The following is a 20923-nucleotide window of genomic DNA, read 5'->3' as shown; positions in this document are numbered from 1 at the left end:
TTGTTTAACACAAATCATTTGTATATTTGCGGCTTTTTAATAGCTTGCACGCAAGTGCGCGCTGCTCATGCGGGGCGCACGTAGCCCGTTGCTTTAGCTACGGGATCACAAGATGCCATAATCTATGCATGCCGAAGGTATGCGATCTTGATTATAACCAGCGCATTGTGCACATTGTGTGATATTGCGTACCTTTGGCACGCTTGTACATAGGCCCATCATTAACCCGAAGCTAAAGCAACGGGCTACCAAGATTAACAACCGTTCCGGTTGAACCATGCGGATTAACTTACAATCTGTAACTAAATCAAAGAACGATTAGACTTTTGACACAGCCTCTGAAGTAGTAGATGCTCTTCGTGGCTTTGCTGTAATGGCAATTTTGCTTGTACATGGATTGGTTCTCAAAAGAAATAACGCATAGAATTATTAAAACCGAAAGAATAATCTTACTTTTGTATCGCACTTAAAAGAATACCATAAAATACATTATTGTTAAGTTGAGAACTCTGTTCATTATATTATTATGTTTGTTATGCACCTCAGTATCCGGTAAAAACGAATTAAAGTCTTTATCTGATTTTCTGGACTATATAATAGTAAACAAAGAACAATATACTGAACAGAAAGAACAAAGAATAAAAGACCTCAAAAACTTACTGAACGAAGAAGATGCTTCTTTGGAATACATATATGGTATCAACCTGAAACTTTATTACGAGTACAAAAAGTTTAAACTTGATTCGGCTATTGTTTATGCAGAGCGAAATGTAGAAATAGCTAATACGCTGAATAAACCTAAACTTAAATACGCTTCGGAAATAAATCTGGCTTCCCTTTGCTCCTATTCGGGAAAATTCAGGGAATCGGAAAAAATACTAAGAGAGATATGTTCCTGCCAATTACCCAAAGAACTGCTTCCTGATTATTATGAAGCCTGGTCGCGGTTTTACGAGCATTATGGGGCAATGAGCAATCAGTCTAAATATTACGGTTTTGTAGAAACTTACCGGGATTCACTGTTATCTGCATTAGACCCGGGATCATTCAGGTACCAGATTAATCTGGTTCATAAATACATTAACCATCGTAAAATTGATGAGGCAGAAAAAATATTGTTTCATTTGTTAGAAACCGGTGATATTGATACACCCGAATATGCATTAATAACCCATTATCTGGGGTCTGTTTATGCCAGAAAGGCACAACCGGAGTTAGAACAGAAATATTTTATTTTATCATCCATTGCGGATATAAAAAACTCTATCAAAGAAAATACTTCCTTTCAAAGACTTGCTATCATTTATTATAATAATGGAGATATAGCTAAAGCATTCAAGTACACACAATCGGCTATTGAAGATGCTGTTTTTTCGGGGGTGCAATTTCGCACTGCTCAGATGTCGGAATTCTATTCCATTATTAATGCCTCATACCAGGTTAAGGAGGCTAAAACAAATAATAAATTAAAGATTTATCTTTTGTTGATAAGCATTCTTTCTTTATTCCTCATTGCGTTGGTTGTTTATGTTTTCAAGCAAATGAAGAAACTGGCCAAAGTAAAAGAAGAATTATCGCAAACCAACACCAAACTGATAAACCTTAATAAGGAACTAAACGGATCGAACAACCTATTGAACGAAAAAAATGGGTTGTTATGGGAATCCAATTATATAAAGGAGCAATATATTGCACAATTCTTCGATCTATGTTCTACATATATAGATAAGATGGAAGACTACCGGAAAAGTTTATATAAGCTGGGTATTAACCGGCAGTATGAAGAACTGATTAAAAACCTGAAATCGACACTGGTGGTCGATAATGAACTAGAAGAATTATACTCGCACTTCGATAGTATCTTTTTAACCCTCTACCCTACTTTTGTTTCTGATTTTAATGCACTACTGGCACCCAATGAGCAAGTGCAACTAAAAGCCGAAGATCTTTTAAATAAAGAATTACGTATTTATGCTTTGTTGCGTCTGGGAATCTCGGATAATATAAAGATTGCCGGTTTTCTGCGCTGCTCTATGAGTACCATTTACAATTACCGGGCCAAAATGCGAAGCAAAGCAATCAATCGCGACCAATTTGAAGAAACAGTAATGCGTATTGGCATTCCAAAGCATCTACAAAAAAGCGTGTAAACAAAAACGCAACCAAATAATATTCAAGCTATTAGCACAAGCACCCATTTACAAAATAGCATCCTGACTTAAATTTCTATTTCATTTAAGAGTAGTTTTGTGAAAAGGAAAAAACAACAGCTTTTTCCACTGATACCATAGATTAAATAATTATCGCTAATAACATGAATACGCTAATCAAAGTTGGATTAATAGGCTTTGGCAGAATGGGAAGATTTTATCTTCAGGAGATGCAAAAAAGCGGACGCTGGAATATAGCTTATATTTGTGACCTGAACCCTGCTTCACGCAAACTTGCCAAAGAACTATCGCCCGAATCGAAAGTGATTGAAAACGAGCAAGAAATATTTGATGATAAAACCGTGCAGGTAGTAGGACTTTTTGCTTTGGCAAACTCCAGAAAAGAGCAAATAGAAAAAGCTATCCAAAGCGGAAAGCATGTAATATCCGAAAAACCAATTGCCGACACCATTGAACGGGAATGGGGCGCTGTAAAAGCTGCCGAAAGCTCCAATCTGTTTTCTACAGTGAACCTGTACCTGCGCAACTCCTGGTACCACAAATTAATTAAACAGTTTATTGATAAAGGAGAAATTGGTGAACTTGCCATTATACGTATATGTCATCTAACTCCGGGATTGGCACCAGGAGAAGGTCATGAATACGAAGGTCCTTCGTTCCACGATTGCGGAATGCACTATGTTGACATAACCAAATGGTATGCCGGATGTAATTTCAAAACATGGAATGCACAGGCAGTAAGAATGTGGAATTATAAGGATCCCTGGTGGCTGCAATGTCATGGAACATTCGAAAATGGTGTTGTTTTCGATATCACTCAAGGTCATGTGTATGGGCAGTTATCTAAAAACCAAACTCACAACTCGTATATAGATATAATAGGAACAGAGGGTATTGCCCGGATGACACACGATTTTAAAACAGCAGTTGTAGAGTTACATGGGGTAACACAGACTATTCGCGAAGAAAGACCATTTGGAGGAAAAAACATTGATGTACTTTGCGATTTGTTTGCCGACTCGGTTGAGTTGAATAAAAGACATCCCGGTTTGCCCCAATTACGCGACTCTGCCATTGCTTCGGAATATGCATGGAAGTTTCTTGAAGATGCTAAAAACAAAGACCTGCCGGCAATCGGCGAAATACATACACTTGAAAAGATTATTGAACGAAGAAAAACAATGAAGAACGGATACGGCTTATTGCAACAACTTTAGAATTAATACCACAAAGAATTATATATATGAATAGATTTTCTACCTTTTTATTTATTATTTGCATAGCCGTATTATGTTCTTGTCAATCTTCGGGAAATAAAGTTTTATTCGACGGAACAAACACAAAAGGATGGGAGACTTCGGGAGACATTTCCTTGAAAGACAATGTATTATCATTATCAAAGAATGCCCGGGCCCTTTGGAAAGGAGGCAACTACAAAGATTTCAACCTATGTATGGAATTGCGTACAACCACCGGAGGCAAAGGGTCTATAGGCATCCATACCGATTGCAGTAACAAAGGATACCACATAGCCATAAATAATGACATTATGGATGCTACCTGGTGGCGAATGACTGGTAGTCTTTTGTCTGTCAGAAACCTTACGAAAAGCTTTGTTAAGGAGAACGAATGGTTCAGAATGGACATTGGTGTTGCAGGACAACAAATTACAGTAAAAATCAACGGCGAGCCTGTTGTTGAGTATATTGAACCAGCAGAACCGTTTCGGATAAATCCTAACGAAAGGGCTTTGATTTCGGAAGGTACTTTTTCAATTATCAGTTCAGGAACCGGTGACCTGGAATTTCGGAACATTGCTGTTGAAGTACTGGATTCGGAAGCCATCAATATTCCGGCACAACTGGCTGTAGCTAGGAATGAGCAATCGGACGAGATTATTCGTTTGCACCAGGAAGATTTTCCGGTACTCGATTACCATGTTCATCTGAAGGGTGGTTTAACAAAAGAAACAGCAGCCAGACAATCGCGCAAATTAGGAATTAACTATGCCATTGCTCCTAACTGTGGAATCGGTTTTCCGATAACCAACGATGAGCAGATATATGAGTTCTTAAACACCATGCGCTATGAACCATTTATTCTGGCCATGCAGGCCGAGGGACGCGAATGGATTACAACCTTTTCGCAGGAAGCCCGAAACCAATTTGATTTTGTTTTCACAGATGCATTGACTTTTACCGATAAGAAAGGTCGTCGTACCCGTTTGTGGATTCCCGAGGAAACATGGATTGAAAACGAGCAGGATTACATGGATCTGATTGTTGATAAAATATGTAATGTTTTACAGGAACCGGTTGATATTTATGTTAACCCTTGTTTTCTTCCGGAACCAATGGTTCAACGTTATGATGAATTCTGGACAGAGGAACGAATGGATAAATTTATTGATGCTCTGGCTAAAAGCGGAAAGGCTTTGGAGATAAACGAACTTTATCAGATACCCAACAAAGCGATTATAATGAAAGCTAAAGAGGCTGGAGTTAAATTCACTTTCGGATCTAATAATGTTACTCCGGAAGTTAGCAGGTTAGAGTATAGTATTAAAATGAAGAAAGAATGTGGTTTGACATGGCAGGATATGTACAAACCAAAGGTAAAGATATAATAGGTAAGTAAGATTGTTTTCAAGGTACATCACATGGTAAGGGCGAGCTTTATGTTCGCCCTTTTTTAGGTTCGAATTAAGTGTGATTATGTCTTTCCTGATAATTAGCATAATACGTTCTAACATTATCTTCCAGTTCTTCGAAAGTACAATTTATTCCCCGGTTCGAAAAACAAATTGGCGAACCATAATAATGCATTTTTAATGTCATTGAACGTCTTTTAGAATGCGATGTTTCTCTGGCAATATAATCTTGTGGATTCCTGACTTTTAATACAATATATTGTTTTGTTGGATTTTCCACATCTTTCATAATTCTTATTCTGGTAACATCTCTCCACATAACCACTCCGTAATTATGGCCTGTGGAGATATCGTTTAGTCCGTCGCCAGAGATAAAGAACCCTATGAACTTTTCCTGAATCAGCCTTATCAAAGCTATGATTCCAAAAATAACCATGCAAAAAGAGAATACCACAATAATAGCACATACAATACGTCCGGGACTTTTAATCAGGATATATCCTAACCGCATAAAGAAGATCATCATGATCAGGTTGCTGAGAATAAATAATGCCAATCCTATTTTCTTCTTTAACCGTAACTTATAAGTTGTAACAGGTAATTTGGGGATCATACTCTTCCTATTTATATGGCATGTTCAACATTGAGAACAAAAGCTCTAAGTCCCTGGGCTTCGGACTGCGTATCCAGTTTATGCAACATTTTGAGGAATCTATCTACTTTTTCATCCTCAATAATAGCCCATATTACCCCATTTAAGGTGGGCCAGGCATGGTTGCCGTAATGGGGTTCGCCGGTGTTGCTCCCCCGGCCCGATACATTATCCCAGTATGTGAACCCCTGAATATTGTTTCTATCCATAATGCCTAGTATTGTTTCGTAATAGGCTTGATTGAATGATATAAATATTGCTTTCATTATGTTTAAGTTTTTAAATTTAAATATCATCTGTACGTACTTCGAGTACATCAAGATTTGCCATTTGTTTTTTCTGACGTTTCAATCCGCTTCCAGCAAACATACAATATAGTACTGGGATTAAAACGAGTGTAATTAAGGTTGATATTGATAATCCCCATGCTACAGTCATACCCATTGAACGCCACATTTCAGAACCTTCGCCGGTACCCAATGCCATTGGCAACATACCTAGTACAGTAGTAAGTGTAGTCATCAATACTGGTCGCAAACGAGATTTACCCGAAGTTATTACAGCATGTATAATTCCTAAACCACGTTCGCGGCATAGCTTGATATAATCTACAAGTACAATACCATTCTTAACTACAACTCCCATCAGGATTAATATACCAATCATAGCCATAACCCCAAGCGGAGTACCGGTTATTGATAGACCAAGGAATACTCCTGTAAAAGTAAATGGTATTGAGAACATGATAACAAATGGATCTACCAACGATTCGAACTGAGCAGCCATTACAATAAATACCAATACAATAATTAAGGCAAGAAGCATGGTTAAATCGCCAAACGTTTCCTGTTGTTGCTCGTACATACCACCAATTCTATAATGCATATCCAGTGGGATATCCATTTCGGACAGAACTTTTTCGCTGGCTTCTACCAGTTCGCTCAATGCATATCCTTTAGCTACTACAGCCGATACGGTAACTAAACGTTCACGGTCTTTCCTTTCGATAGTAGGCGGTGTCATGTTTTCAACTACACGACCAATGTCACGAATGCGTACCCCTTGTCCGGCAGAGTTGTAAACAAGAATGTTTTCAATATTCTCAATAGATTCTCTGTACTCCGGTGCATATCGTATGCGGATATCATATTCTTCTCCATCTTCACGGAAATAAGATGCTACTGTTCCATTAACACGATTACGCAGGAAAGAAGAAACGGTAGTAACATTCAAACCATTTAATGCAAGTTTCTGACGATCAAATTCCACTTCCAGTTCCGGTACATAATCTCCACGGCTAATGTTAACCTGAGAACATTCGGGAATCTGTTTCAGTTTCTCTGATACTTCGGCAGTAATTGCGTCGGTTGTAGCAAAATCATATCCGTAGATTTCTATATCCACACTACTTTCGCCTCCAACACCAGTAGAACCACCGGCTAACACTTGGAATTCTTTTAATTCAGTGTATTTATCCAAATCTTTACGCATAAGATCGCATATTTCGATCAGCCCTCTATCGCGATCGTCGATACTGGTTAGCTTAATATTGTAACTAATCATGTGGGTACCATTATCACCTAGATTAGCAAAGGTATTACTTGCATCTGCTTGTCCTAAAGAGTAGTTCAGAACTTCAATTTCGGAATACTTAGATAAGAACTCGTCCGAAATTTCTTTAGCTAATTCGCGGGTTATATCCTGGCGTGTTCCTACCGGAAGTTCCATTGATATGGTAATACGTCCGTTATCCTGTGTAGGGAAAAACTCTGTCTTTATGGTTGGTACCAACAACAAACTACTGGCAAATATGCCTATTGCAATCATTACAACCGACCAACGGTGATGCACAGCCCAGTTTAGCAATTTGCCATAACCGGTTTCCAGTGCACCAAGCACTTTGTCTATAGGTGTAAAGAATAAGGTATATAGTTTCCCTTTTTTAGTGTCGAGCTTTAACATTTGCGATGCCATCATAGGTATAAGGGTGAGGGCTGCAATTGTTGATATAATCATAATGATACTGATAATACCACCCAACTGACGGAATAATACACCTGCCATTCCGGAAATCATTGTCAGAGGTATAAATACGGCAAGCATTGTTAATGTTGATGCAATAACCGATAATGATACTTCTTGTGTTCCATAAATAGCAGCTTGCTTAGGCTTGCTTCCCCGGTTAATGTGGGTTGTAATGTTTTCGAGTACAACAATGGAGTCGTCTACCACCATACCAATGGCAAGAGACAGTGATGACAATGAAATGATATTCAATGTATTACCCGTTACCAACAGGTATATAAATGCAGCAATTAAAGATACCGGAATAGTAATACCGATAATAATTGTAGCTCTCCATCTTCCCAAGAATACAAATACCACCAACATTACAATAATCAGGGTAATCATGATGGTTTCCTGTAGAGAGTCCATTGTATTCAGAATGTTTTCCGAAGTATCAATGATTACACCCAATTGTATATCCGAAGGCAGTGTTTGTTGCAGCTCGGGCAAACGTTTATGTACTTCTTTAGCAATTTTCACCGAATTGGCTCCCGATTGTTTTTGTACAATTAACATAGCCCCCCGACGTCCGTCGGTATAAGCTTCCGATGTACGCTCCTGAACAGTATCTTCAACTCTGGCAACATCACGAAGGTAAATAGCTTTACCATCGCGGCTACCTATAACAAGGTCCAGCATTTCATCGGCTGTATTGAATTCGCCTTGTACCCGTAACGATAATGTGTTTGTTCCCAAATCTACAGTACCACCCGGTGTATTCCGGTTTTCCATACCAATAATTTGAGAGATGCTTTCAATGGTCATTCCATAGGCATCAAGTTTAAACGGATCGCAATAAACCTGTATTTCGCGTTGGGCAGCACCTCCTATCGATACTGTACCAACTCCACTGATACGGGCAAGCGGGTTTGCTACTTTATCATCCAGAATTTTATATAAAGCATTTGTGCTTTCTTCGGCTGTAGCCGATAAAATAAGAATAGGTACATCATCAACACCAAATTTAAATAGTATAGGTGTATCAGCATCATCCGGCAAAGCCGATTTTAATAAATCCAATTTATCGCGAACATCATTGGTTGCAACATCAATATCGGTACCATATTCAAACTCCAATGCAACAATCGAGATGTTTTCTCTTGAGCTTGAAGTAATATGTTTAAGATCGGAAACCCCGTTTAATGTGTTTTCAATGGGGCGCGATACATTCATTTCAATATCGCTGGCGCTGGCTCCCTGATAACTGGTCATAACCAAAATGGCATTAGACTCTATCTGTGGGAGGAGATCGACGGCCAGCCGACTATAGGAAAATATTCCTAATATAACGATAGCAACAAAGCATAAAGCCGTAGTAACGGGCTTTTTAACTGCTCCTGAATATATACTCATAATGTTTTAGTTTTAATTTACTACCTCAATTTCAGCTCCACTTGTAAGCCTGTTTAAAGCTGTGATAGCTACAGTTTCACCTTCTTGCAGGCCTTCTATAATTTCGTATTCATCGCCAATTAGTTGACCCAGAGTTACTTTTCTGTAATATACAGTACCATCTTTATAAACATATACATACCTATCGGCCGAACCACTTTGCTTAATAATAGCCCTGTCGGGTGCAAGTACACGATATGCCGTTCCGTAGTTAAAAGTTACCCGTGCAAACATTCCCGGAATAATTCTGCCATCGGCATTGTTTATCTGAATTTCTACAGCAAATGTGCGGGTACCCGGATCAATGGATGGGTGTATTACTTTTACAAATCCAGTAAAAACTTCATCGCCGAAAACATCTAGTATAATATCTACTTCCATACCCTTTTTAACCTGTGTGTAGAGCATTTCCGATACATTTACCATTAATTTTACCGGCTTGGTTTGTTCAACCACATAAATGGGAGTACCACCGTTATACATATCACCACTGTCGTAGTAACGTTTGGTTACCAACCCGCTAATAGGACTTGTAAGAATGGTGTTTTCTTGTAAATTATCATAGGATGATTTAGATAGTTCATAAGCCATTTTCTTGGCATCCCATGTTGATTTGGATATGCCGCCAACCTTATACAACTCATCAACACGTTCAAATTCAATGCGGTCGTTTTCCATTTGCAATTTAATTTGATTGAGGTTCACAGCATCCATTTCGGCCAACATTTGTCCGGCTCTTACATTATCACCAACTTCCACATACACCTTTTTAATACGAGCAGGATTCTGAGGAGCTATATTGTTAGTAATTTCGGCTTCAATAGTTCCGGTAAATGTACCCATCTGGTCTACTTCACGAGCAGTTACTTGTTTTACCTGTACCTTTACTTTTTCTTGTATCGTTTCAGGAAGAGGTTTGTTTTGATTGCAACCGGTTAATAGCAACATAGCTATAAGCGGATAAATTCCTGATAGTTTTTTAGCATTCATAATATCTTTGTTTTTTAATGTTTAGAAATTAGTACCCAGTGTTCTTTCCAGTCCGGATTTAGCAACCAGATAATTATATATAGATTGGTTAAGGTTGAGTTGAGATTGAGTTAATGACAGTTGAGCATCATTAATTTCGAGCATTGTGCCTTCGCCGGTTTCATATCGCTTTATTGTAATAGCGTAACTCTTTTCTGCCTGTTCTACTCCGGCAGTGGCTGCCTGATATTGCTTGATGCAAGTACTCATCTGATCTTTATACTGTTTGGCTGCAACATTAAGTTGCCGTTCGGTATTTAATCTTTGATCTTCCAATTGCTTCATGGATATGCGTGTTTGTTTCACATCCGTATATTTTTTACCTCCCGAAAAGATAGGAATAGTAAGAGATACACCCACTACCGAATATGGATCCCAGTTATAATCTTTAAATTTGAAATCATTATTCATAGAATTCCACATATAGCTAAATTGCAATGCCAACGAAGGATAGTATTGTGCTTTTTGCATTTGCTCCACTTTTTTCAATTGTTTGTATTGCAAATCTAATTGCCTTAAATCACTATTTCCTTCTAACGACATGGTTGTGCGGATATAGTCTGAAAGAATCAAATCATCGTACTCCGATAAAGAACCCACACATTTAATATCCATTGTAAGATCAAGGCCTATTAAGGCTTTCAGATGCCAGTTGGCAAGAATCAATGAGTTCTCGGCATCGTACATAGTAGGTTCTGCATTTTTTACGTTCACATTTGCACGTATTAAATCATACTCGGCAAGTAATCCTTGTTCGTACTTCCGTTCAATTTCGTTGTAGTTGTACACTGCATTATCATAAGCTTGTTTAAATACCACATAGGCATCTCGTGCCAATAGAACACTATAAAAAGCTTGTTGTACCTGATCAATCATTTCAATACGAGACGACCGGGCTTTTTCGATAGACAGTTCTACATCATAAGCTGATATTTTCAAACTTTTCCATAATGGTACCGAAATAACAGGTATACTTGCAGTAAAGCCAACCGAGTAAAGATTATCCCGTCCAACTTTTAATCCGCCCGACATTCCTTCCACATCCATGTACATGGTTTGTTTTTCGATTGTACGCTGATAAGAACCAGAGAAATCAATTTGTGGAAAAAGAGAAGCATAGGTTCCTTTCTTTGCATATTCCTGCTTGGTAATTTCACGGTCGGCTACTTTTATTGTTAAATTTTCACTAAGAGCAATCTCCAGAGCCTGATTGAGGTTCAGATATAAAGTATCCTGAACATTTATATCTGCGTGAAGTGCAGGAGTTAACATAGTTAGCATGCATATGAATGTATATGCTTTCATTCTTCTTTGTGACATACTTAGGGTGACTTTTTAGTTATAGTTATATATTTTATTTCGTAAACTTTCCGGCGTAACTTCATCTATAGCATGGACACCTTTATCCGTACACAGTCCGCGTAAGAAAGTAAATAGTAGTATATGCTTGTTGTCTTCACTCTGCTTAAGTAGTTCAACAAGTATCGAGGCAATTGTACTGTATTCATTATCTGGAAGAAAATAACCATCCTGTTTTCCTTTTTCAAGGTATTGATAATATTTGTTTGCTATTTTTTGATACGTTGTATCCAGCTTTGCAACAGCCTTTTTAAATCTAAGTATATCTTTATGGTAGGCCGGACAGAAGTACAATTTATATTGAAATAAATTAGATGTAATCATAACTATAGTTTCAACCGGATTCTTGTTTCCACTTTCTGTATTTGCCAGAATTTTGCTTACTCTTTTTTCTTCGTAATCCATACAATCGCAAAGTAACTGTTCCTTGCTACCGAATTCTGCATACAATGTCTTTTTAGATATTCGTAACGCTCCTGCTACTTGTCCCATGCTTACACCACGTATTCCATAATGGGCGTATAAGTTGATGGTGGTTTTCAATATTAATTCTCTGTACATAACATTCGGTTTATTTGGATTGATATTTTGCTTATCACTTATGCAAAGATGACAAGAAAACTGGATGGGTTTCAGGCTCGTTTTAAACATCAATTGGTTCACTTTTGACCAAAAACATAATACACCTAATGAATTGGTTTGTATTTAACACTTGGTGTTCCATTTTGAATTTCAGTGGATAATCTATATATTTGAAGCGATCAAACCGTATTATTATGGAAGAAGAAGTAAGAAGTTTTGATTTGCAGGAATTTATTGAGGTGGTTAAGCCTGAAGAAAATTACGATAACCAGATTATTGTTATGGAAATATTGGGTAGCCAGATTACGCCTTCTGGGCAGGATATATTCCCTTTACGTTTTGAGGCTGCATCATCCATGTTAGTTTGTAAAGGTGAATTATCTGTAACAATGGATTATATGCCATATACGTTAACTCAGCAAATGTTATTGGAGCGCTCTACCCTTCATGTGATGAATGGATTTCAGGCTTCTCATGATTTTAGAGGATATCATATTATTTTCGGTAAAAAGATATTGAATTATTTGTTTGAAGAAACTGTTGTTATTCCTAAGGAGTATGCGTTAAGCAAACGTTATGAACCTATTATAAAACTTGATAGTGCAGACTTTCATTTATTGGTTGACATTGTTGAACGTTTAAGAAACAATATCCGTAGGAAAGATCATTTTTTCCATAAAAGTATAATATTGAATGAAGTAAGAAACTTTGTGATGGAATCTTCCAACTTTGGAATGAAACGGATTGAGTTGAGTGGAGTTAATTTCGAAATTAGTCATATTGAAGATCTTGCTGTACGTTTTATGCAACTGTTAGCCGAAAAATGTTTGGAGTGGCATGAAGTATCAGACTATTCAACAGAATTGTGTGTGACTCCTGTGTACTTATCTCGTACAGTAAAATCACTTAGCGGCCAAACTGCAATGGACTGGATTAATAAAGCCCGGATAGCTGAAGCTAAAATCTTATTAAGAAAGCCCGATAATACAGTACAATATATAGCCGATAAAATGAATTTTTCCGATCAGTCGGCATTTGGAAAGTTCTTTAAAAAGCATACTGGTAAATCTCCTGTAGAATACAGGAGAGAAATCAGTTAGCTGTTATATTTTCCCTGCATAAGTTCTTCTACAGTTACAGTGAAAGGTAAGGCAGAACCTCTTCCGGTTTGATATCCGGAAAGCATGCTTACATCCCATTGTATATTCCCAAACCCAGAACAAACAGATAGAGAAGACTCTAATGAGAAGCTTATATAATAAGGTTTTATGTTGCTAAATGGATAATTTAACTTTTTCAATCGTTCTTTGGAGATTACCTGAGGTCCGCCCGAAGTTAACCGGAAAATAAGATTGGTTTGCGTACTCCCTTTTCCATGAAGTAATAAATACTTTGCAGTTGTGGTTTCGTGGGATAATTTTAGCGATCCTCTGTCATTATCGGTGCGAGTATTATAAATCTTGTTTTTGAGTATCCATTCCAGGTGAGCATTATCTTTATAATACCCTACTAAAACATAGGTAGTTTGCGGATGTTCCATACCATATTTATCGGGTAATGGCTCTTTCAGTATTGGACCGGGAGTTTCGCGAAATGTGTTATATGTTCGAATTGAATAAAGCTCACGTTGAGAAGCTCTGTTCAGGAAATGCTGCACTATATCATGCAGAAAAGCTTTTAGTGCTGTGGGACTATTGGAAGGAGAAACAGCAAAAGCACCCAAACCGGGTAATAACTCATGGAAACTCTGGAACGTTTGCTTTCCGTTGCCTGGGTAAAGAATATAAGCTCCCACAGTTCGGCGGATGGCATCTTTGTAGGCATGCATTTTTAATAAGTCGGCCCGTTTATAATTTCCTTTGGCTTGTTCCTGCTTTTCTTCATTCAGGTCTATATCCTGAAACAGAGATTGGAAATTATCTATTTTATATTTGGCATCGAAATGTATATGAGCAATCGTTTCGTGTTCTTCTGCCTCTGTTTGCGATATCCCTTCGGGCCAGATGGATAGAGTGTAATCCGGTCGCATGTTTCTGGTCCAGCTACCTCCCTGTGGGTAGGGAGTTGAACTAGAGAAGGTACGATTGTAGCAGAACTCAATATGCAATTTCCTGTTTTCGGCAACGAAGGTTCCGGCAATCATTTTAAGATGTCCTTGTTTTAGCTTGAGTTCTAACAAATGTTTGCCGTTTTTGTATCCCGATTCAATAATATCATTCACCGAACGTGGTTTTATACCAAATACTTCTTCCATCAAATCAAGTAGTTTGAAGAATAACCAGTATTCATACAAAGCAGCCACATCACGTTTCCCACCTTTATATACATCATCTCCACCTTGCCAGATAAGACTGGCAGCCATATCGAACATTAAATAAGATTGTAAAATCTCTCTATATCCCTCTTTGCGTTGCAGTACCGGACTGTTTAAAGGAATCATGTTGAGATGGGAAATATCCCTGAATACAGGCAGCGATAAGTAGCGTTCCAAAAAATCGGAGCTCGCTAATGCATCCCGCTTCAACCTGTTCCCTGCTTTTGGATGCCGATAAACCGAAAGACAAAACTGCATAAATGTTTCGAGCACATATTTTACAAAACGATTTTCCGGAATATCGGTAGTTTCTGTTTTATCAACCACATTCACTTTATTGGGTAATGATGGAAAACGATTACTCAATGAACGATTGGAGCAAATAGGTGTACGACTGTTAGTACTTGCTATTTGCCGGATTACAGAATTATTAGCCCTACGTATGTTGCAAATGTTTGTATGCCTTTCTATTGTTCTCCATCGTTTGGCAGGCATGGAGTTTATTTTATACAGTGAATCAATAAATTGATCCGAACGAATTATCGATTCAACAAAAGCGAATCGTTGATAAATTGTTTGAGGGTCTTTGTTTATATCTGCGGTAAAGGTTTGGGTTACGAGTGAAGATTGTTGCAAAAGTAAATCGGTACATTTTGTTGTGATGTCCTGCAACATTTGTCGGTAATCGGTTCTGTATTTAGCTTTAACCGAACGGATTTCCAGGGTAACAAAACCTACTATCTTTTGCTGATACCATACATTAATATCGAGCGAGCCTACATAAATATTTGTAATTATGCGTCCCTGGCAAGGGTCAATGCCCGATGGACGAATGATTTCTGATTTTTCTAGTTTGTATCCGGGAGGAAGAAGATATTCATAGCTCGAACCTTCAACTAACTGAAAACGGGATTCGCCATTTTCAAAAGCTTCTTCTTTATCAATTTCGAACAATATGCCGGGTTTATTGGCATAAATGGTTAGAGCAATAGAAGTATTTCCTTCCAGTGGAACTGATATCTGGTAGAGTTCATTCATTATGCTTCGGCATAACTTGTGAATCCGTTATCGCGTGCGTTTATATACATCCTACGGATTTTCTCAGCCGATATAGGATAGCGGAAGCGGTGGTCGATAGAAATATCTTCGTTCTCAATCATGATGAGACCAGTGCTGGCAATACAAAGATCCCATAATGCAGTTAGTACAGGTTGCATTTTTTTGCGTGATCCATGCAGTTTAGGAAGCATTCTTTGCATTACAGCAATATCTATCAGTTCATTATCGCTCCATCCGGTATGCAATTTACGGGTTACAGATATAAAACGGTATATCTCGGAGGCCGTACGATAACCAAATTCTGCTCCGGCAGATTTCAGATGGATAAAGAAAGACAGCAATGTTTCATTAATTTGTTTGCTGTTTTCAAACTCTTTATCCTGACTTATCATGATAAAATCTCGCCCCATATTTGCTCCCTTATATTTAATATTGTCAGGATTCAAAGGTGTACAATGAGTTAGATATTCCTTCATTTCGTTTTCGGTAATGCGGAATTCAATAACATTTGCTCTATCTAAAACCTTTGGGCTGAACATATATGTGGTTTCATCTACATTAATTGTGCCTGTAATATAAAGGTTAGGAGGAAGTTTTATGCTGGCCGGAACATCGCACCCTGTCCACTCATTGGTGTCGGGATGAAGAGGTATATCTTCGTGAGATTCCATTGCACTAAGAAAATCAGCAAAATATCTCTCTACATAACTTAGGTTCATTTCGTCCAAAATCAGGAAGTAAGGTTTAATTGGGTTTGCATTTGCTTCCATAATAAAATCGAGCACTCCGTTTTCCGGTTTTATATATTTGCCATACTCCAAGGCATTAGGATATCCCAGTAAATATTCACGGTTATTCCAGTCGGCACCTACAGATATAATTTTCACCTGGCTTTCGTCCTTACTTAACCATTTGGCAAAAGTTAGAGCCAGTTGTGTTTTCCCCGAACCAGATAGCCCGCTAAGAATAACAAATGGCTTGGTTAACAATGAAACAGCATATCTGTACAATAAATTTTTGCCAAAAATTAGTCCTGTTGATTGTATATCCCTGGTTTTATCAAGAATAAACGGTTCTGTTATTTGTATTTCAATTGCTTTCTCGTTCACCGAACGACTCATCATTTTTTTATATTCATATAGAATATCATCAAGGTCTTTGTTAATAATTTCCGGTTCTATTTCGGAGATAGGACTATACACCTTATAAACAAACGATTCGGCATAACGTGCGGGTATGCCCAGTCCATTTAATTGAAAATATGCCCTGATGGTTTGAATGTTGTTTGGAAGTTCCCAACGAAGATTTGACATTGTATCTTCACTGCTGATATAAGATAATATCAGCAGATTCAAATTATTGAAATACAGAAGTCCCGGATAAATTCCACGGTTAGTTGTTTCGCCTTCGGCTAGGAAAGCTATACATGGTATCTGGTTATAAGGTCCTTTTCCTAAGCTTACTTTAACTTGTAAATCATTAAATTGTTTGGGATAACTTTTAATGTTAAAGCTATTACCCTCACTGGCTTGATTAAGGAATTTTTCGATTACAGGAAAGAAATTATCCATGAAAAATTATTAACTGAATATGTTGTAGCAAAGATAAAGAGAAAAACTTTAATAAAAAATATCTTTATTTTAAATTACCTTTGCCTTGAAATGCAATAACGAACAAAAAACTCTCTTTTTAAGTTAATATTATATTCAAGAGTGGAAGGAGTTAGCGAAGTGATAACTTCTTTAACTCCTGAATAAGAATAGAGAGTTTTTATTGGATTTATTAATTACACAAATCACACTAAGATGTTAGAAAAAGAAGTATGGGGAAATACCATCGAAAACTGGGGTATTTCTATTCTTATTGTTTTAGGGGCAATAGTTGTTACTAGACTTATTTCTTTATTCAATAAGAAAGTTATAAAGCCTTATACCCAAAAAACAAAGAACAAGCTGGATGATGTAACTTACGAAGCTATAGAATCGCCACTTTTGTTTGGGATAATGCTTATTGGGATATGGATTGCATTGCACCGTTTGGCATATCCGGATAATTTTGTGAAAGCGGTAGACTCGGCTTACAGGATATTAATTGTACTGAATGTAACTTGGTTTTTAGCCCGTTTAGTGAATAGTTTGCTCGAAGTATATTGGACCGACAATGCCGATGGTACCAACAGGGCACAACGGTTTTCGAGTAAAATGATGCCTGTTGTACGGCGCACTCTTCTGGTTATAGTATGGATTGTTGGTATTGTTATGGCATTAAGTAATGTGGGAGTAAATATCAGTGCATTACTGGGTACACTGGGTATTGGTGGTATTGCTTTTGCATTGGCTGCGCAAGATACTATTAAAAACGTGTTTGGTGCATTTACCATATTAACCGACAGACCTTTTAATATTGGTGATACAATAAAAATAGATAGTTATGAAGGTACAATTGTGGATGTTGGTATACGCAGTACTAAAATGAGAAACTACGATAAAAGACTCATTACCTTTCCTAATTATAAAATAGCCGATGCTTCTATTGTAAATATTACCGCCGAACCTATGAGAAGAGTGGTTATGAATATCGGATTAACTTATGATACAAAACCCGATGCTATGAGTAATGCAATGGAAATACTTAGAGACATACCAACCAAGATTCAATATGTGTCTCCTAAGAATATTGTTGCCAATTTTACTGACTTTACAGATTCGGCTCTGGTTATTACCTTTATTTATTTTATTGAGAAGAAAGGTGATATTGGTAAAGTAAAATCGAATGTAAATATGGAAATTCTTCGTTCATTTAATGATGCCGGATTGAATTTTGCTTTCCCATCTCAAACGTTATATATTGAAGGCGCGAAAGCATAAAGGCGCGAAAGCGCGAAGGGATGAAAGCGCGAAGGGAAAATGTAAAAGGCACGAAAGGTATATTTTTTATCCTTTCGTGCCTTTACGCTTTCGCGCTTTCGCGCCTTCATCCTTTCGCGCTTTTACGCCTTCACGCCTCGCCTCTAAAAATTCATTTCTTTTCCTGCTTTCCAGATTCTGTATTTAATTTCATATCCGGCAGGTGCATAAACTACAATAGGAAGTTTGCTGTTATATCTTACCAACTGAGTCTGTCCATAAATAAATCTATCTTCGTTAGGCTTATTACATGCCATCATTGTAGAACGTGTTTGGCCATTTGAAGTAAATTCAAAATAAGTATAACCCCATCCCTGAAGATCTTTTTCTTCGAGTTTTCCCATCAGAGAATGACGGTTACAATCTACATTCATTACTTTTCCAGGCATAATTTCAACCTTAAAAAGATCTTCGTTTGATTTTTTATTAAGGAAAATAACATGTCTTACCATTCCAGAAGTAGCTTCGGGAAAAGCAGAAAGAGTTTTTGTTTGTTCTTCGTTTAATTTTTTCACTTTTTGTGCATTTACGGGAATAGTTAATGATAAAAGAACTGATGCAGCTAGCATAATTTTTAATAAATGTTTCATAATTGCTTTTTTATAATTAATAATCAACTGATAGAATAACATTTAATTTGAATGTTTTGTTTATCAGGAGTGTTATAATGTTATAAATACAGGATTATGGGAATATTGCATTTAAGAGATAAAATTTAACTAAAATTTTTAATTAAATTATGTAATTTAGATTCTCTCTGTTTGAAACTCACCTTAAACGTTTTCATCAAGGCTGTTGACATTGCTATGGTATTTGTTATTTTTTTATCTTTGTGCAAGTTAAACTGAAAACCTGAAAGAAAATGGAAAAAAAGCCTATGTGTGTTGAAAACACATTCCACATAAAAGCTTATGAAATTGATGCTATGGGCATTGTAAGCAACATTGTGTATGTAAAATGGTTTGAAGATTTACGACATCTTCTCCTTGATAAATATTATCCTTATCAGGATATGATGGAAGAAAAGAAATCTCCCATATTAATGAAAACTGAGGTAGAATACAAAAAGCCACTTACCATTATGGATACTGTTTATGGTAAAGCATGGTTTTCAAACCTTGGCCACACCAAATGGGAAATAACATTGGAAATAGGAACCAAAGACACTTTACATTGTCGCGGAAAACAAACTGGTGGCTTTTACAGTATTGAGAAGAACCGACCTATTGCTTTTCCAAAATGGTTTGTAGATGTTTATACCGAATGCCAAAAAGGAAACGACCTGTACCATCCCACCGAATCCGATTTTGATGAAATCATTAATGTTTGGGAAGCCTCTGTACGTGCAACCCATACTTTCCTTAAAGAAGAAGATATTTCTTTTTTCAAAGAAATAGGCAGAAACCAAGCTTTATACAGTGTAGATCTGGTATGTATTAAAGACTGTACAAACCGTATTGTTGCTTTCATGGGGATAGATGGTACACACCTTGAAATGCTTTTTATACACCCCGACCAACGTGGAAAAGGATTGGGAAAATTCCTTGTTAACTATGCTATTGAAAAGAAAAGAGTAAATACAGTGGATGTAAATGAGCAGAATGAGCAAGCTGTTGGATTTTACTTGCACCTGGGTTTTGAAGTTACATTGCGCGATGCTGTTGATGGTACAGGCAAGCCCTTCCCTATATTGCATTTACAATTAAAGAGCAATTAACAATGGCAAGAATACGAGAAGACAAAATCTACTTTATATGAATTACACGCAAATTTTAAACGAAATATATCAGGAGATTAAACCATATAGCAACGTTGGTGAACCAGCAAGCTATATCCCTGAACTTCAAAAAGTTAATCCTGATAGTTATGGTATTTGTCTTCGAACCATCCGGGGTGCCGAGTATGTTATGGGCGATAGCGATGAAAGGTTTTCTATTCAAAGTATATCCAAAGTATTTTCGTTGGCCATGGGCTTTTGTCTGGAAGGCGAAACTTTGTGGAAACGTATTGGTGTTGAACCATCGGGAAGTGCTTTTAACTCTGTTATCCAGTTGGAAATTGAAAAAGGAATTCCACGTAATCCGCTTATCAATGCGGGGGCATTGGTTGTTGCAGACATACTCCTCTCCCATCTTGAACATCCTGAAGAAGAATACCTTCAATTTGTACGCCAACTTTGTGGAGGAAATAAACAGATAAAATACAACGAGAGCATGGCAGTTTCTGAAAGAGAACATGGATATTTAAATGCTGCCATAGCTAACATGCTGAAATACCACAGCAATATTCAGAATGATATTGAACGGGTGTTACGTTTCTATTTCAGGCAATGTTCGTTGGGTATGTCGTGCCGTGAACTGGCACAAGCATTTATACCGTTTTCTAACCATACACAACCTTTCAAGTTTGATAAAATAACACTAACGGCTTCGCAAGTAAAACGTATCAACGCTATAATGCAAACTTGTGGCTTTTATGATGAAGCAGGCGAATTTTCGTACCGGGTAGGACTACCTGGTAAAAGCGGTGTAGGTGGTGGAATTGCTGCTATTTGCCCACGTAAATATTCGGTAGCAGTATGGAGTCCGCGACTCAATAAAAAAGGAAATTCTGTTATGGGCATGAAAGCGCTGGAACTTCTGACCACTAAAACCGAGGTGAGTATTTTTTAATTATTTCCTCAATCCAATCAGAATTGTTAAATTTGAAGCAGAAGACATTAATTATACATATAACAAATAC

At 37.3% G+C, this 20923-nt stretch carries 16 protein-coding genes; 7 read left to right on the top strand and 9 right to left on the bottom strand.

Translation table 11 applies throughout. From position 1 onward, the window contains the following. Positions 1–530: 530 nt before the first annotated feature. The 3 genes from D0T85_RS17045 (at position 531) to D0T85_RS17035 (ending at position 4797) form a co-directional block, all read left to right on the top strand. On the top strand, positions 531–2150 hold the full coding sequence (locus D0T85_RS17045) for a DUF6377 domain-containing protein (protein WP_203558513.1): 1620 nt from the start codon (positions 531–533) through the stop codon (positions 2148–2150). 164 nt (positions 2151–2314) lie between these two features. Continuing rightward, the gene (locus D0T85_RS17040) at positions 2315–3388 is read left to right on the top strand and encodes a Gfo/Idh/MocA family protein (protein ID WP_163214734.1); all 1074 of its coding nucleotides are present in this window, start codon (positions 2315–2317) and stop codon (positions 3386–3388) included. A 26-nt stretch (positions 3389–3414) separates the two neighbouring features. Further along, a complete protein-coding gene (locus D0T85_RS17035; protein WP_163214733.1) occupies positions 3415–4797 on the top strand; it encodes a DUF1080 domain-containing protein in 1383 nt (460 codons plus the stop codon). A 76-nt stretch (positions 4798–4873) separates the two neighbouring features. Here D0T85_RS17035 and D0T85_RS17030 read toward each other — a convergent pair whose 3' ends face one another. From D0T85_RS17030 to D0T85_RS17005, 6 genes are read right to left on the bottom strand one after another with little or no spacing between them, the layout of a single operon-like run. Next, complete coding sequence (locus D0T85_RS17030) at positions 4874–5434, bottom strand: STM3941 family protein (RefSeq protein WP_163214732.1); 561 nt, start codon at positions 5432–5434, stop codon at positions 4874–4876. A gap of 11 nt (positions 5435–5445) precedes the next feature. After that, positions 5446–5739 (bottom strand): PG0541 family transporter-associated protein, encoded by a 294-nt coding sequence (locus D0T85_RS17025; protein ID WP_163214731.1) that lies wholly within the window; start codon positions 5737–5739, stop codon positions 5446–5448. A gap of 19 nt (positions 5740–5758) precedes the next feature. Beyond that, the gene (locus tag D0T85_RS17020) at positions 5759–8893 is read right to left on the bottom strand and encodes an efflux RND transporter permease subunit (protein ID WP_163214730.1); all 3135 of its coding nucleotides are present in this window, start codon (positions 8891–8893) and stop codon (positions 5759–5761) included. Positions 8894–8905: 12 nt separating this feature from the next. Next, positions 8906–9922: an efflux RND transporter periplasmic adaptor subunit gene (locus tag D0T85_RS17015; RefSeq protein ID WP_163214729.1), complete on the bottom strand. Its 1017-nt coding sequence runs from the start codon at positions 9920–9922 to the stop codon at positions 8906–8908. A gap of 21 nt (positions 9923–9943) precedes the next feature. Next, entirely contained in the window at positions 9944–11281 is a 1338-nt protein-coding gene (locus tag D0T85_RS17010) for a TolC family protein (protein ID WP_239060757.1), read from the bottom strand. A 15-nt stretch (positions 11282–11296) separates the two neighbouring features. Then, positions 11297–11881, bottom strand: a complete 585-nt coding sequence (locus D0T85_RS17005) for a TetR/AcrR family transcriptional regulator (RefSeq protein ID WP_163214728.1) — start codon at positions 11879–11881, stop codon at positions 11297–11299. Positions 11882–12096: 215 nt separating this feature from the next. Here D0T85_RS17005 and D0T85_RS17000 point away from each other — a divergent pair, with 215 nt between their 5' ends. Further along, positions 12097–13002 (top strand): AraC family transcriptional regulator, encoded by a 906-nt coding sequence (locus D0T85_RS17000; protein ID WP_163214727.1) that lies wholly within the window; start codon positions 12097–12099, stop codon positions 13000–13002. Here the strand turns inward: D0T85_RS17000 and D0T85_RS16995 are convergent. Continuing rightward, a complete protein-coding gene (locus D0T85_RS16995; RefSeq protein ID WP_163214726.1) occupies positions 12999–15254 on the bottom strand; it encodes a DUF2357 domain-containing protein in 2256 nt (751 codons plus the stop codon). The two genes, D0T85_RS17000 and D0T85_RS16995, sit on opposite strands and share 4 nt — an antisense overlap. Continuing rightward, positions 15254–16846 carry a DUF3578 domain-containing protein gene (locus tag D0T85_RS16990; protein WP_163214725.1) on the bottom strand — a complete coding sequence of 531 codons (1593 nt, stop codon included), beginning with the start codon at positions 16844–16846 and terminating at the stop codon, positions 15254–15256. The genes D0T85_RS16995 and D0T85_RS16990 overlap by 1 nt, the downstream gene beginning before the upstream one ends. 234 nt (positions 16847–17080) lie before the next feature. Between D0T85_RS16990 and D0T85_RS16985 the strand changes: the two genes are divergently transcribed. Beyond that, positions 17081–18142 (top strand): mechanosensitive ion channel family protein, encoded by a 1062-nt coding sequence (locus D0T85_RS16985; RefSeq protein ID WP_163214724.1) that lies wholly within the window; start codon positions 17081–17083, stop codon positions 18140–18142. 143 nt (positions 18143–18285) lie between these two features. Here the strand turns inward: D0T85_RS16985 and eco are convergent, their stop codons facing one another. After that, the gene (eco, locus tag D0T85_RS16980) at positions 18286–18771 is read right to left on the bottom strand and encodes a serine protease inhibitor ecotin (protein WP_163214723.1); all 486 of its coding nucleotides are present in this window, start codon (positions 18769–18771) and stop codon (positions 18286–18288) included. Positions 18772–19043: 272 nt separating this feature from the next. Here eco and D0T85_RS16975 point away from each other — a divergent pair, with 272 nt between their 5' ends. After that, entirely contained in the window at positions 19044–19898 is an 855-nt protein-coding gene (locus D0T85_RS16975; RefSeq protein WP_163214722.1) for a GNAT family N-acetyltransferase, read from the top strand. Positions 19899–19935: 37 nt separating this feature from the next. Further along, positions 19936–20853 (top strand): glutaminase, encoded by a 918-nt coding sequence (locus tag D0T85_RS16970; RefSeq protein ID WP_163214721.1) that lies wholly within the window; start codon positions 19936–19938, stop codon positions 20851–20853. Positions 20854–20923: the final 70 nt, after the last annotated feature.

The sequence above is a fragment of the Bacteroides sp. 519 genome (assembly GCF_010500955.1).
In the GTDB taxonomy this organism is placed as follows: domain Bacteria; phylum Bacteroidota; class Bacteroidia; order Bacteroidales; family Bacteroidaceae; genus Bacteroides.
Note: the sequence above shows the minus strand (reverse complement) of the source record. Positions and strands in the feature narration are given on the sequence as shown.